The 13,289-nt window shown below is 65.3% G+C and carries 11 protein-coding genes; 8 read left to right on the top strand and 3 right to left on the bottom strand.

Features of this window, described 5'->3' with window-relative positions; genetic code table 11:
- Window positions 1-779 precede the first annotated feature (779 nt).
- Window positions 780-2,408, top strand: coding sequence for an FAD-dependent oxidoreductase (locus ACP7EY_RS16120; RefSeq protein WP_426195332.1), 1,629 nt, complete (start codon window positions 780-782; stop codon window positions 2,406-2,408).
- On the top strand, window positions 2,405-2,803 hold the full coding sequence (locus ACP7EY_RS16115; protein WP_426195330.1) for a c-type cytochrome: 399 nt from the start codon (window positions 2,405-2,407) through the stop codon (window positions 2,801-2,803). The genes ACP7EY_RS16120 and ACP7EY_RS16115 overlap by 4 nt, the downstream gene beginning before the upstream one ends.
- A 198-nt stretch (window positions 2,804-3,001) precedes the next feature.
- Here the strand turns inward: ACP7EY_RS16115 and ACP7EY_RS16110 are convergent, their stop codons facing one another.
- Together ACP7EY_RS16110 and ACP7EY_RS16105 are read right to left on the bottom strand one after the other, a co-directional pair.
- The gene (locus tag ACP7EY_RS16110) at window positions 3,002-5,470 is read right to left on the bottom strand and encodes a TonB-dependent receptor plug domain-containing protein (RefSeq protein WP_426195328.1); all 2,469 of its coding nucleotides are present in this window, start codon (window positions 5,468-5,470) and stop codon (window positions 3,002-3,004) included.
- A 138-nt stretch (window positions 5,471-5,608) separates the two neighbouring features.
- The gene (locus ACP7EY_RS16105; RefSeq protein WP_426195326.1) at window positions 5,609-6,160 is read right to left on the bottom strand and encodes a RidA family protein; all 552 of its coding nucleotides are present in this window, start codon (window positions 6,158-6,160) and stop codon (window positions 5,609-5,611) included.
- Window positions 6,161-6,580: 420 nt separating this feature from the next.
- On the opposite strand from ACP7EY_RS16105, the gene ACP7EY_RS16100 reads away from it, so the two are divergent.
- Together ACP7EY_RS16100 and ACP7EY_RS16095 are read left to right on the top strand one after the other, a co-directional pair.
- Window positions 6,581-7,135 (top strand): ankyrin repeat domain-containing protein, encoded by a 555-nt coding sequence (locus ACP7EY_RS16100; RefSeq protein WP_426195324.1) that lies wholly within the window; start codon window positions 6,581-6,583, stop codon window positions 7,133-7,135.
- A 305-nt stretch (window positions 7,136-7,440) separates the two neighbouring features.
- Window positions 7,441-8,046 carry an isochorismatase family protein gene (locus tag ACP7EY_RS16095; RefSeq protein WP_426195322.1) on the top strand — a complete coding sequence of 202 codons (606 nt, stop codon included), beginning with the start codon at window positions 7,441-7,443 and terminating at the stop codon, window positions 8,044-8,046.
- Window positions 8,047-8,049: 3 nt separating this feature from the next.
- Here ACP7EY_RS16095 and ACP7EY_RS16090 read toward each other — a convergent pair whose 3' ends face one another.
- Window positions 8,050-8,814 (bottom strand): transporter substrate-binding domain-containing protein, encoded by a 765-nt coding sequence (locus ACP7EY_RS16090; RefSeq protein WP_426195320.1) that lies wholly within the window; start codon window positions 8,812-8,814, stop codon window positions 8,050-8,052.
- Between the two features lie 365 nt (window positions 8,815-9,179).
- Between ACP7EY_RS16090 and ACP7EY_RS16085 the strand changes: the two genes are divergently transcribed.
- From ACP7EY_RS16085 to ACP7EY_RS16070, 4 genes are all read left to right on the top strand, one after another.
- Window positions 9,180-10,286, top strand: a complete 1,107-nt coding sequence (locus ACP7EY_RS16085) for an S-(hydroxymethyl)glutathione dehydrogenase/class III alcohol dehydrogenase (RefSeq protein ID WP_426195318.1) — start codon at window positions 9,180-9,182, stop codon at window positions 10,284-10,286.
- A gap of 116 nt (window positions 10,287-10,402) precedes the next feature.
- The gene (gfa, locus tag ACP7EY_RS16080) at window positions 10,403-10,972 is read left to right on the top strand and encodes an S-(hydroxymethyl)glutathione synthase (RefSeq protein WP_426195340.1); all 570 of its coding nucleotides are present in this window, start codon (window positions 10,403-10,405) and stop codon (window positions 10,970-10,972) included.
- 84 nt (window positions 10,973-11,056) lie between these two features.
- The gene (locus tag ACP7EY_RS16075; protein WP_426195316.1) at window positions 11,057-12,865 is read left to right on the top strand and encodes a methanol/ethanol family PQQ-dependent dehydrogenase; all 1,809 of its coding nucleotides are present in this window, start codon (window positions 11,057-11,059) and stop codon (window positions 12,863-12,865) included.
- A 73-nt stretch (window positions 12,866-12,938) separates the two neighbouring features.
- Window positions 12,939-13,277 carry a hypothetical protein gene (locus ACP7EY_RS16070; protein ID WP_426195314.1) on the top strand — a complete coding sequence of 113 codons (339 nt, stop codon included), beginning with the start codon at window positions 12,939-12,941 and terminating at the stop codon, window positions 13,275-13,277.
- The last annotated feature ends 12 nt before the right edge of the window (window positions 13,278-13,289 follow it).

Genomic DNA, 13,289 nt, shown 5'->3' with positions numbered 1-13,289 from the left:
AAGACCAGCTTTACCGCTTCTTCGCGAAGCTCCGGCGTGTATGTTTTTGAGCGTGTCATAAGTTCTCCAGTTGGTGAAGTTTACCAAACAAGAGTGTCCGAAAAAATCAGGTTACCTCAACCTTTTCGGAGACCGATCCAGAAGTCCTGAACGGACCACCCGGTTAAAACCAAGGTGGCAGGGCATCGCCCAGCCACTTTGACCGGTAAATTCGGGTCGAATTGACCCTGGCCCGTCGTGGCCACAGGCGCCGGTTCCGGCAACACTCTGGCGCCTTGTTCATGGCGCCAGAGCGTCCAGGCAGGACGCATCTGCCACCGTTTGCCGCGGTCCCCCATCGATTGGGCGCACACGCCAAAGCAAGCGCGCGACGGCGGTTCGCCCGCCCTTTCTATCCGTCCCGCTGCCCGCCCCCATCTCGCCAGATCCCATCGTCGCAGCGTTCAGGCACGCGCAGCGCAGTGCGACTGCCTCCTTGCACCGGCGCCACCCGCGTTCTCGCTTCGCTCGCCAGCGCCACGGCCGCCACCGGTCGCCGCGCCACCCTCAGCCGCCGTTTCCACCAGTGAGCGTGCGCACCATGAAGCACGACCGGCGTTCGCCGGTGCACCTCAACAGCCCTGTCCGCCGCGCCTGTCGCCGGCGGGCGCCAGCTTGCACTACCACGGTGCAAATGCTGCGCCCTGGCCCGCGCACTGGATGGCATGGGTCTTGCTCAACAACCATGGTCGCCCGTCGACAGTCCCGCAATACTGCATTCATCCACATCCAAGGTGCCCATGTCTACGCCCGCTTCCCCGCTCATCGATCTCCAATCGGCGCCCTCGCGCCGCCACTTCCTGGCCAGGGCGCTGGCCGTCGGCGGCAGCGGATTTTTGCTGGCCAATATGAAAGCCTGGGGCATGGATCTGGCCTCCACGCGCGACGCGCCCCCCGTGCTCGCCGGCAGCGGCAAGGGCAAGACCGTGGTGATTCTCGGCGCCGGCCTGGCCGGCATGACGGCCGCCTACGAGATGAGCAAACTGGGCTACACCTGCAAGGTGATCGAGGCGCGCGCCTTCGCGGGCGGGCGCTGTCAGACGGCGCGCACCGGCACCGTTCTTGAAGAGCTCGGTGGCGAGAAACAGGTGTGCGGCTTCGCGCCGGGCCAGTACATCAATTTCGGCCCGTGGCGGATTCCCTTCAACCACCGCTCGACCCTGCACTACACCAGCAGTTTCGGGGTGCCGCTGGAACTGTTTAATAACGACAACGATGCCGCTTACGTCTACAACGACAATGCCGCCGGTGCCCTGCGCGGGCGCCGCCTGCGCCAGTATGAAGTCAAGGCCGACACGCGCGGCTATGTCGACGAATTGCTGGCCAAGGGCCTGCAAAGCGGCGCCATGGACCAGCAAGTGGGCGCGGCCGACAAGCAGTTGCTGATCGACTACCTGGTCAACGAAGGCTACCTGTCGCGCAAGGACTTGCGCTACCGCGGCACCGAGGGACGCGGCTTCAAGGTCAATCCGGGCGCCGGCATCAGCCCCGGCGCGGGCGTGCCCAGCGACCCGCTGGGGTTTTCCGACCTGCTGCAATCGAAGCTGGGCCACATTTATCACTCGGTGCACGAATTCACCCAGCAGTCGACCATGTTGCAACCGGTGGGCGGGATGGACGCGATCGCCAGGGCCTTTGAAAAACGGGTCGGCAAGATGATCCGCTACAACACCGAGGTGCTCAGCCTGCGCAATCACAGCGACGGCGTCGACGTGGGCGTGCGCGACGCCAGAACCGGCGCCACCAGCGTCGTCAAGGGCGACTTCTGCCTGTGCACCCTGCCCCTGTCGGTGCTGCGCCAGGTCGACACCGATTTCTCACCGGCATTCAAGACCGCCATGATGGGCGCCGCCTATGCGCCCGTGTGCAAGATCGGCCTGCAGATGGGCCGCCGCTTCTGGGAGGAAGACGACGGCATTTACGGCGGCCACGTCTACACCGACACCAAGGGCATCAACCTGATTTCGCTGCCGTCGTCGAACTGGCAGGGCCGCAAGGGCACGCTGCTGGGCTGCTACAGCTTCGCCGGCGACGCCGCCGAATTTTCCGCGCTGTCGCTCAAGGAACGGGCCGACTATGCGCTGGCGGCCGGCGAAAAAATCTTTCCGGGCCAATACCGCAAGAATGTCGAATCGGCGTTTTCGGTCGCCTGGCACCGCGTCAAGTACAACCTGGGCGGCTGGGCCGAATGGAGCGAGGAAGCGCGCGCCAAGGCCTACCCGGTGCTGGTCGAGGGCGAACAGCGCACCCTGCTGGCAGGCGAGCACATGAGTTACCTGGGTGGCTGGCAAGCGGGCGCCATCGAATCGGCCTGGCAGCAGATGGCCCGCATCCACCAGCGCCTGAGCGCCCAGGGAGCGGCGGCGTGAAGCGTGCGGTCCTGATGTGGGGCCTGGCGGCCGCGGCCGTGCAGGCGCGGGCCGAGCCGGCTGCCGTCGACGGCAAGACCGTCTTCGCCAAAAACTGCGCCGCCTGCCACCAGGCCACGGGCGCCGGCATCCCCGGCGCGTTTCCCGCCCTGAAAGCGAATCCCTTCCTGCAGGGCGAGCCGGTGGCCTTGATCACCACCGTCCTCAAGGGCCGCGCCGGCATGCCCGCCTTCGCCGCCTCGCTCGACGACGCCCAGCTGGCGGCGGTGCTCAGCTACGCGCGCGGCGCCTGGGGCAACCAGGCCGCCCCCATCAGCCCGGCCCAGACGGCGGCCGTGCGCGAGGCGGCCAACGCGCCCGCCAGCACGCAGCAAAAATCGACCATCATCCACTAAGCTTGCAGACCAGGGCCTGAACCAGACGAAGCCTTGGCGATGCCAGGGCTTTTTCAGTTTACGTGCCGCTTTAGTTGACGTGCCGCGCTGGCCTGCGTGAATCGGGCCAGCGCAAACGAAAAAAATCCTCGACAGCATCGAGGATTTTTTATGCAAGCAAGCCCCGCAACAGCGGGGTTTCACTGCTGCTTGCCCGCCTTAAAAACTGTAGCTTGCCCGCGCATAGTAATAGCCGCCGTTGATGCCGATCGGCGAGAAGCTCGGGTAGACCGTCACTGCCGCATTGTCCAGCGCCGCCCGTTGCGCCGCCAGCAATTGCGCGCTGACATTGTTCGGGTACTTGTTGAACAGATTGTTGGCGCCCACCGACAGGGTCAACGATTTGCTCACGCGCGCGCTCACTTCAAGATCGGTGATGTATTTCGGGGTGATCTTGGTCTTGAAGTAGTCGCCGCCATCTTCGGTGCCGTATTCCGACGACGAACCATAGATCGATTCGCGCAGGTTAACCGACCAGATGCCCATCTTCCACAAGGCGCCCAGGTTCAGGCGGAACTTCGGCGAGGCCGTTTCCAGGTCCGAAATGGCGGCCTGGTCCAGCAGCGACTGCGGCCGCAACTGGGTTGGCGCCTGGTTGATGTTGGTAACGGTGGTGGTGTTGTAGCTGGCCGCCGCCGACCAGTCGATGCGGCCCATGTCGCCGTACTTGCTGTTGGTCGTCAGGACCGCTTCGAGGCCGCGCGTGCGGGTGTCGACGGCATTCGAGAAAATATTGATGCCAGTCTGGGTGACGGTCGGATCGAGCACATTGCCATTGGCGCGGATGGCGGCCACCACGGCCGGCGAATTGACCGAACCGCCCGAACCGTAGACGGCGCCGCTGCCGACGATGCGGTCGCTGATGCTGATCTGGTAGGCATCGAGCGTGAGCGACACGGTCGGTGCCGGATGGAGCACCATGCCGACGCTGTAGTTGCGCGATTTTTCAGGTTTCAAGCCATTCACGCCCACCAGCGCGGCACCCGCCGAATTCGGCGCCAGCTGCACGAACGCCGAGGTGGGCGAGACGTTGGTGGCCGAATAGTATTGCTCGGCCATGGTGGGCGCGCGGAAACCATTGCTGATGGTGCTGCGCACCGCCACTGCCGGGCTGAAGTCGTAGCGGCCGGTCAGCTTGCCGACGCGGGCGCTGCCGAAGTCGGAAAACTTCTCGTAGCGGGCGGCGGCGTCGAGCTTCAGATTGGCCACGGGCGAACCGGCCACGTCGACATAGATGGCGTTGTTGTGGCGGTTGTGTTTGCCAGCATCGGTCAGCAGGAAGCCCGGATACGACTGCGAGCCTTCCTTGTAACGCGAGGCGGCGTCGCCGGCGCCGATTTCATAGGTGTCGCGACGGTGCTCGAAGCCGAAAGCGACGTTGAGCGGATCGGTCCAGCCCACATTGAAGCCGCGGCCAATATCGAAGTTGGTGGTCCACTGGGTGGCGATGAAGTCACCCGCGTGGAAATTGGTGGGGGTCGAACCGGTGTCGTTGTAGAGCGACACGTTGGCGCTGCCCAGCACGCCGACGGCCACATCGTCCTTGCCGTAGGTGGTCGACAAGTCGACGTTCCAGTCGCCCAGCTTGCTCTTCATGCCAGCGGTGAACTGGTAATCGTTTTCCTTGATCGCTTCGCTGGGCGAAAAACCCAGCGGGAACAGTTTTGGCAGGCGACTCGGCATGCGGTAGTTTTCGTAGGCCTTGGCGTCCTTGCGGCCGTAGGTCACTACGCTGTAGAGCTCGGTATCCGGACTCACGTCGATGCCGGCATTGACCGAGGCGATGGTCAGGTGGTACGCGGCGTCGCCGGAAATCTTGTTGACGTAAGGGTAGCCGGGCACCGTCTTGAGGATCGGGTAAGCGGCCACGATGGTCGGATCGATGACGCGCGGGTCGATGCCGCCGCGGTCGCTGGCGCCATGAAATTTACGCTCTGCGGAAAAATTGATGAAACTTTTTTCGGTGGGCGCAAAGCCCGTGTTGAACGAGACGTCGCCGGTGCGGCCGCCCTTGTCGAAATACTGGCCACCGGTGGCGGTCAGGGTGCTGCCGGCGGTGTCTTTCTTGAGAATGATGTTGACCACGCCGGCGATGGCGTCGGTGCCGTACTGGGCGGCCGCGCCATCCTGCAGCACTTCGATGTGATCGATCGCCGCCACGGGAATGAAGTTCAGGTCGGCTGCAGCGCCACCCTGGTAAGGCCCGCCCAGCACGGCCAGGTTGGCGGTGGTGTGACGGCGCTTGCCGTTCACCAGCACCAGCGTGTCGTTCGGCGACAGCCCGCGCAGGCGCGCCGACAGCGTCAGGTTGGCCGCGTCGCCACCGAAGGCCTGGGCCGTGAACGAGGGCAGATTTTGCGCCATCGCCTGGATCAGGTCGGGCTGGCCGGTGCGTTCGAGCGAGGTCGAATCGAGCACCTGGATGGGAGAGGCGCTGTCGATGGCTTTGAGGCCGCCGACACGGGTGCCGGTGACGATGACGGCTTCGACTTTGACGTCGGGATTGACGGCAGCCGGCGAGGCCAGCGCCAGTTGCTGGGCGGCGGCGGGCGCCGCGTGCAGCATGATGGCAAAGGCACTGGCAACGGCCAGCGAGACGGCGGTGCGGCGAGGATTCGCTTGCGACATGGTGGAGCTCCTGGTCATGGACATCATTAAAATTTTGGCTGCACGGGTCCCTCCCCTCCGAGTGGGGACCTTGACGTGGCATGGTGATTCACCTTCTGCGGTGGCCGGCCGGACGGGCGCGGCGACCTGGTGCTGACCTTATTTTTTGCGTGCGGGCGCGGCCGGCGGCGTGACGACCTTGGCGGCGATGACTTCGATTTCAATCAGCCCGCCCGGCATCGGCAAGGCGGCCACCTGCAGGGCCGTGCGCACGGCCTTGTTCGGCTGCGCGCTGCTGCCAAAAAACTGGCCGTAGGCGGCGTTCAGGCCGGCGAAATCCATCTTGCCGTCGAGCTTGGGATCGCCCACCAGGAAGACGTTGGCCTTGACCACGTCGGCCAGGCTGAGGCCCTCGGCGGCGAGCAGCTTGTCGATCTTGGTGAGGATCGAGGCGGTCTGGGTCTGGGTATTGCCGTAGGACTCGATCGAGCCCTTGGGGGCGGCCGGATCGGCCACGTCGGCCAGGGTGCCGCTGACAAACACCAGGCGGCTGCTGGCCGGCACGCTGACGGTGAGCGAAATGGGGAAGGTCGAATTGGGGATGCCGGTGCGCTTGATCTCTTCGGCATGCGCCGGCGCAACTGCCAGTGCGGCCAGGGCGGTGATGAGGGCTGCTGTGACGAACTTTTTCTGTAGAACGGCAATGCGCATGGGGCTTTCCTTATAATCGAGCTTGAACGGCACCGCCTCGAAAGCGGAAACCTCGCTGCACTGCACCGATTTACGACACAGGCAATTACATTACGCAATAACCATGCCAAGGCCGGGCGGCCAGGCCTGCACCCGCCGGGGCACACGTCATCACAGAGGGACAGCGGGCACCATGGGGGCCGTGTGAGCGGCGGCGCACGGGGTGCGGTTCGGCAGCATGGGACCAACTGCTGTCAAATTTGCACCAAAAAATATCAACTTGCACCAAATCAAATCGCCAGGCGTACTGAGCGAGCGCAATTTGTTGCAACGCACAACTTCGGCGCACGGCGGCGCCGCCGTGCAGGGTGCGCGCGCGCACCGACGGCGCCCGGTGCAGGCCCTACCTTGGGCGAACCATCCGACCACGAACGAGGAACCATGTCTGCTACCGACCATCAGCACCCTCCGATTGCGCCGCCCGCAGCCCCCCTGGCCTCGCCAATGGACGCCGACACGCTCGACTTCCTGCGCCAGGTGTTCCAACTGGTGCGCGAAGGCGACAGCGAGCGCCTGGCCGGCCTGATCGACAAGGGCATGCCAGTCAACTTTCGCAACGAAAAAGGCGACAGCCTGATCATGCTGGCCAGCTACCATGGCCGCCTCGACACCGTGCGCGTGCTGTTGCAGGCCGGCGCCGACAGCAATGTCGCCAACGACCAGGGCCAGACGCCGCTCGCGGGCGTCGCCTACAAAGGCTTGTTCGACATCGCCGCCCTGCTGCTCGCGCACGGCGCCGCCGTCGATGGCAACAGCCCGGACGGCAAGACGCCCTTGATGATGGCGGCCATGTTCAACCGGGTCGACGTGTTGCGCCTGCTGATCGGGCACGGCGCCACGGTCGAGGCGGTCGACAGCCGCGGCATGACGGCGCGCAGCCTGGCCGCCACGATGGGGGCGAAAGACACGCTGGCGGCGCTGGAAGCGCTGGCCTAGCAGCCTGTCGGGCTTAGGGAGTCATAGCGAAAAAATAGCTGGGCGAGGACAGATTTTGACGATTTCGCAGTGTCAATAGCGAGCTATTGACCGAGAAAGCGGCGAAATATGGCCCGTCCCAGGTATTTTTGCAGATGACGATCCTAAGTCCGACAGGCTGCCAGGCCCGCAAGCGGCAGCCAGGGGCGCAATCGTCTGCGCCAGCGCAATGCCGGCACGGCCTCGCCGGTGTTATATCATCGCTGAAAAAGCGGCGGCGTTGCCGTCGTGAACACCGTCGACACCCTGGCCAACCTGGAGCAAGCATGCAATCACTTCAACCGCGTCACGGCGACGCCCTCATCATCGTCGACCTGCAGTACGACTTCCTGCCGGGCGGCGCGCTGGCGGTCACTGATGGCGACGCCGTCATCCCCGTCCTCAACGCGCTCATCGGGGTATTCGAGGCCGCCGCCTTGCCCGTCGTCGCCACCCGCGACTGGCATCCCGAGCGCCACTGTTCGTTTCAGCCCCAGGGCGGCATCTGGCACCCGCACTGCATCGCCGGCAGCCACGGCGCCGCCTTTGCCGACGCCCTGCGCCTGGGCGGCGCCAGCGTGGTGTCGAAAGCGACCGGTGTCGATCGCGATGCGTATTCCGGCTTCGAAGGCACGGCGCTGGGCGAGACCTTGCACGAGCAGGGTGTGCGGCGGGTGTTTGTCGGCGGCCTGGCCACCGATTACTGCGTGTTGCAGACCGTGCTCGACGCCTTGAAGCTGGGCTTCGAGGTGGTGTTGCTGACGGATGCCATCCGCGCCGTCGACGTGCAGGCGGGCGATGGCGCGCGCGCGATGGCACGGATGGTCGACGGCGGCGCACGCGCGGCCGTCCTCGACGATCTGATCGCCGCCGGCGTCAGCGCGGCGGCGTGAGGCTCAGGCGGCCGGCGCCACCGATGCACCCTTGATGTGGTGGCGCTCGAGCGCCGCCGCCACCAGGGCGCTGGCCTTGGCGTCCTCGACGAACCGGGCCAGGAACGCGGCGGCCTCGGCGCCGCGGCTTTTCGGCAGACCCAGCGCCTGCTCGATGACCATGAAGCGCTGATCGAGCAGGCGCACGCCGCCGACCCTGGCGGCATCGCTTTCGAGTTGCTGCCTGACGCCGGCCGCCACCTGCGCGCCGCTGGCCAAAAAGGTATCGACGACCGTCTGTGAGCTGGCGGCACGCAGCAATTGCGCCTGTTGCAGGGTGCGCGTCAGATACAAATCATAGGCACTGCCCTTGCCCACCACCACCTGCACGCCGGCGACATCGACCTGCCCGTTGGCGACGATGGGCGCATCGTCGCGGACCAGGTAGTAGCCCTCAATCAGGACATACGGCGCCGTGAAGGCGATCTGCTGGCCGCGCAGCGGATCGATGGCGAAAAAGCCGAAGTCGGCCTGCTCCGTGACCACCGCTTCGACCGATTGCGCGGCGGTGTCGAACACCACCAGCGCCAGCGGCACGCCGAGCACGCGCGCGAGCGCGCCGGCCAGATCGACGGACACGCCGCCAGCACCACCAGCACCAGCACCATCGTCGGCGCGGTGGGCCAGGATGGGATTGCCCAGGTTGATGGCGGCGCGCAGCACCCCGGTGGGGGCCAGCGCGGCGCAAAGCGACGGTGAGACAAGCGCAGGCAGTCGGTTCGATGACATCGGTGCTCCTTTCGGTGGCAGGGCAAGGGGATCAGCCGGCAGCTCGTGAAGGCCGGGAGGGCGGCGGCATCAGGGCGATGTCCGGCGATGATCCCCCATTGTAACGCCGCACGGCGGCGGTTTCGACGTGCCGCAGCGGCGGCCGCGTCCCACTGCTCCATAAGTTGAACAGTTTTGCCGTCGAATGCTCCGATTTTCAGGCGCGAGCGCAGCGGCCGGTCACGCCGCATGGCCTGGCGCGCCCGGCAAGCGTGCCCGCAAGCGGGCGGGCATGTGTCTTGCTCATAAGGTTCACAAGAGGCCGCCCACAGCCCCACAGCCGCCTTCCACCCCGGAATGGTCACTGCCGACTGGAGAACCGATTCATGAAAAGCAAAGCCGCCGTTGCCTGGCAAGCCGGGTCGCCCCTGACGATCGAACAGGTCGACCTGGATGGCCCCCGCGCGGGCGAAGTGCTGGTGGAAATCAAGGCCACCGGGATTTGCCATACCGATTACTACACCCTGTCGGGCGCCGACCCGGAGGGCATTTTCCCGGCCATTCTCGGCCATGAAGGCGCCGGCATCGTGCTTGACGTGGGCGCCGGCGTGAGCAGCGTGCGCAAGGACGACCACGTCATTCCCCTGTACACGCCGGAATGCCGGCAGTGTAAATTCTGCCTGTCCCGCAAGACCAATCTGTGCCAGGCGATCCGCGCCACCCAGGGGCGCGGCCTGATGCCCGACGGCACCTCCCGCTTCAGCCTCGACGGCCGCCCCCTGTTTCACTACATGGGCACCTCGACCTTCTCCAACTACATCGTGGTGCCCGAGATCGCCGTGGCAAAAATCCGCGAGGACGCGCCCTTCGACAAGGCCTGCTACATCGGCTGCGGCGTCACCACAGGGGTGGGCGCGGTGGTGTTCTCGGCGCGGGTCGAGGCGGGCGCCAATGTCGTCGTGTTCGGGCTGGGCGGGATTGGCCTGAATGTCATCCAGGGGGCGAAGATGGTGGGCGCCAACAAGATCATCGGCGTCGACCTCAACCCGGGCCGGGTCGCGATCGCGCGCCAGTTCGGCATGACCGATTTCGTCAATCCCGGCGAGGTCGCCAACCTGGTCGACCACCTGGTGCAACTGACCGACGGCGGCGCCGATTATTCGTTCGAATGCATCGGCAACATCACCACCATGCGCCAGGCGCTCGAGTGCTGCCACAAGGGCTGGGGCCAGTCCTTCATCATCGGCGTCGCCGCGGCCGGCCAGGAAATCAGCACCCGGCCGTTCCAGCTCGTCACGGGGCGCGCTTGGAAGGGCTCGGCCTTTGGCGGCGCGCGCGGGCGCACCGACGTGCCGAAGATCGTCGACTGGTACATGGACGGCAAGCTCAATATCGACGACCTGATCACCCACACCCTGCCGCTCGAGCGCATCAACGAAGGATTCGACCTGATGAAAAGCGGCGAATCGATCCGCTCGGTGGTGCTGTACTGATGGGCGCCGCGCGCCCCGCCTGGCCCTTCCCCCCGATCATTTTTTCTTTCACGCAGTCGCGCTTGCACCCTCCGACCAACCACCCACAGGGACCCACCATGGAAACCGCAGTGAGCATCGAAGTAGACATTCATCCCGCCGTCGACACCGGCATCGCGCCGGCGGCGGCGGACTTTGCCGGCGGCACCCTGGTGTGCGCCTGCGCCACCGACCCCGTCACCGTCGAACTGGCCGGCCAGACCGCGCACAACCACGTGTGCGGCTGTACCCAGTGCTGGAAGCCGGCCGGCGCCCTGTTTTCCCAGGTGGCGGTGATCGGGCGCGACAAGGTCAAGATCACGGCCAACGCCGACAAGCTGCAGGTGGTCAATCCGGCCGCCACCATCCGCCGCCATGCCTGCAAGGTGTGCGGCGTGCACATGGTTGGCCGCATCGACAACGACAAGCACGCCTTCTACGGGCTCGATTTCGTCCACACGGAGCGCGCCCGCGAAACCGGCTGGGCCCCGCCCACGTTCGCCGCCTTCGTCTCGTCGATCATCGAATCGGGCGCCGACCCGGAACGCATGGGTGCGGTGCGCGCACGCCTGATGGACCTGGGCCTGCCGCCGTACGACTGCCTGTCGCCGCCGCTGATGGACGCGATCGCGATCAACGCGGCGCGGCTGTCCGGCGTGCTCAAGTAAGGCCGCTGCGCTCACCTGCAACACCGCTGCGTCGCGGCGGGGCCCTCGATGGCCACCCCATAAAAACGAGAGAGGAGATAAATCATGTTCACAGGAAAATTTCTGAGGCACTGGCGCCAGGGCGCCTTGCTGTTGTGCCTGCCTGGCCTGGCGCTCGCATCCGACGTCGAGGCGCTGACAAAAAATCCGCAGAACTGGGCCATGCAGGCGGGCGGCATGGCCAACCAGCGCTACAGCGAACTCAAGCAAATCAACAAGGACAACGCCAGGAATCTGCAGGTGGCGTGGACCTTCTCCACCGGCGTGCTGCGCGGTCACGAAGGCGGCCCCTTGGTGATCGGCGACACCATGTACGTGCACAGCCCCTTCCCCAACCAGGTCTACGCCCTCAGCCTGGAAGACCAGAGCATCAAGTGGAAGTATGAACCGAAGCAGGATCCCTCGGTCATCGCCGTGATGTGCTGCGACACCGTCAGCCGTGGCGTGGCCTATTCAGACGGCAAGGTCTTCCTGCAGCAGGCCGACACCACGCTGGTGGCGCTGGACGCGAAGACGGGCAAGGAAATCTGGAAAGTCGTCACGGGCAATCCAAAGATCGGCGAAACGGCCACCAACACGCCGCACATCTTCAAGGACAAGGTCATCACCGGCATCAGCGGCGGCGAGTTCGGCGTACGCGGGCGCATCACCGCCTTCGACATCAACACGGGCAAACAGGTGTGGAAAGCCTTCAGCACGGGCCCCGACCAGGACATGCTGATCAACCCGGCCACCACCATGACCTGGACCGACGGCAAGCTGGCGCCCGTCGGCAAGGATTCCTCGCTCAAGACCTGGAAGGGCGACCAGTGGAAAATCGGCGGCGGCACCACCTGGGGCTGGTACAGCTACGATCCCGCCACCAACCTGATGTACTACGGCACCGGCAACCCCAGCACCTGGAATCCGCGCCAGCGGCCGGGCGACAACAAGTGGTCGATGACGATTTTCGCGCGCGACCTCGACACGGGCGAAGCGAAGTGGGCCTACCAGATGACCCCGCATGACGAGTGGGATTACGACGGCGTCAACGAGATGATCCTGGCCGACATCAAGGTCAACGGCGCCATGCGCAAGGCGCTCGTGCACTTCGACCGCAATGGCTTCGGCTACACCCTCGACCGTGTCAGCGGCGCCCTGCTGGTGGCGCAGAAATACGATCCCGTGGTGAACTGGGCCAGCCACGTCGACATGAAGAGCGGCCGCCCCATCGTCAACGCCAAGTACAGCACCGACAAGAACGGTCCGGACGTCAACAGCAAGGGCATCTGCCCGTCGGCACTGGGCACCAAGGACCAGCAGCCGGCCAGCTATTCGCCGAAAACCGGCCTGTTCTACGTGCCGACCAATCACGTCTGCATGGATTACGAGCCGTTCCAGATCGAGTACACGGCGGGCCAGCCGTACGTGGGCTCGACCCTGTCGATGTACCCGGCGCCCAACAGCCATGGCGGCATGGGCAACTTCATCGCCTGGGATGCCGGCACCGGCAAGGTGGTGTGGTCCAAGCCGGAAAAATTCTCCGTCTGGAGCGGGGCCCTGTCCACCGCCGGCGACGTGGTGTTCTACGGCACCCTGGAAGGCTACATCAAGGCGGTCGACAACAACGGCAAGGAACTGTGGAAGTTCAAGACCCCGTCGGGCATCATCGGCAACGTCAACACCTGGGAATACAAGGGACGGCAATACATCGGCGTGCTGTCGGGCATCGGCGGCTGGGCCGGGATCGGCCTGGCGGCCGGGCTCGACAAGCCCAGCGAGGGCCTGGGCGCGGTGGGCGGCTACAAGGAGCTGTCCAAGTACACCAACCTGGGCGGCGTGCTGACGGTGTTTGCCTTGCCGCCGCGGCAATAGCCCATGGCGCGCCCGCCCGCACACGCAGCGTGCGCCGCGCGGGCGGGCGCGCTCACTTCCCACTGGAGACACCATGACCTTGTTACGCCCCCTGCTGCTGCTATCGCTCGCCGTGCCGATGGCCGCGCAAGCGAATGACTTCCCCACCACGGACCGGGTCGAGTACGTGCTCGAATGCATGATGCAACACCCGGGAAAGCAGGAATACCTCTACAAATGTTCCTGCACGATCGATCAGATCGCCCAGGCGGTGGGCTACGACGAATACGTCGAGATCGCCACGGCGCTGCGGCACCAGGGCCTGCGCGGACAGCGCGGCGCCGAGTTTCGCGATCCCGCCGGGGTCAAGGCCATGGCCAGCAAATACAAGGCATTGCAAGAGCAGGCGCGCAAGACCTGCCAGGTGCCGTAAACACGTTTGAGG

Source organism: Massilia sp. DWR3-1-1 (assembly GCF_049898325.1).
Lineage (GTDB): Bacteria > Pseudomonadota > Gammaproteobacteria > Burkholderiales > Burkholderiaceae_D > JAFCUW01.
Note: the sequence above shows the minus strand (reverse complement) of the source record. Positions and strands in the feature narration are given on the sequence as shown.

What these genes read in the sequence shown, in the direction of transcription:
- ACP7EY_RS16120 (WP_426195332.1), top strand. Translation starts at nt 780, where the DNA reads ATGTCTACGCCCGCTTCCCCGCTCATCGATCTCCAATCGGCGCCCTCG.
- ACP7EY_RS16110 (WP_426195328.1), bottom strand. Translation starts at nt 5,470, where the DNA reads ATGTCGCAAGCGAATCCTCGCCGCACCGCCGTCTCGCTGGCCGTTGCC.
- ACP7EY_RS16105 (WP_426195326.1), bottom strand. Translation starts at nt 6,160, where the DNA reads ATGCGCATTGCCGTTCTACAGAAAAAGTTCGTCACAGCAGCCCTCATC.
- ACP7EY_RS16100 (WP_426195324.1), top strand. Translation starts at nt 6,581, where the DNA reads ATGTCTGCTACCGACCATCAGCACCCTCCGATTGCGCCGCCCGCAGCC.
- ACP7EY_RS16095 (WP_426195322.1), top strand. Translation starts at nt 7,441, where the DNA reads ATGCAATCACTTCAACCGCGTCACGGCGACGCCCTCATCATCGTCGAC.
- ACP7EY_RS16090 (WP_426195320.1), bottom strand. Translation starts at nt 8,814, where the DNA reads ATGTCATCGAACCGACTGCCTGCGCTTGTCTCACCGTCGCTTTGCGCC.
- ACP7EY_RS16085 (WP_426195318.1), top strand. Translation starts at nt 9,180, where the DNA reads ATGAAAAGCAAAGCCGCCGTTGCCTGGCAAGCCGGGTCGCCCCTGACG.
- ACP7EY_RS16075 (WP_426195316.1), top strand. Translation starts at nt 11,057, where the DNA reads ATGTTCACAGGAAAATTTCTGAGGCACTGGCGCCAGGGCGCCTTGCTG.
- ACP7EY_RS16070 (WP_426195314.1), top strand. Translation starts at nt 12,939, where the DNA reads ATGACCTTGTTACGCCCCCTGCTGCTGCTATCGCTCGCCGTGCCGATG.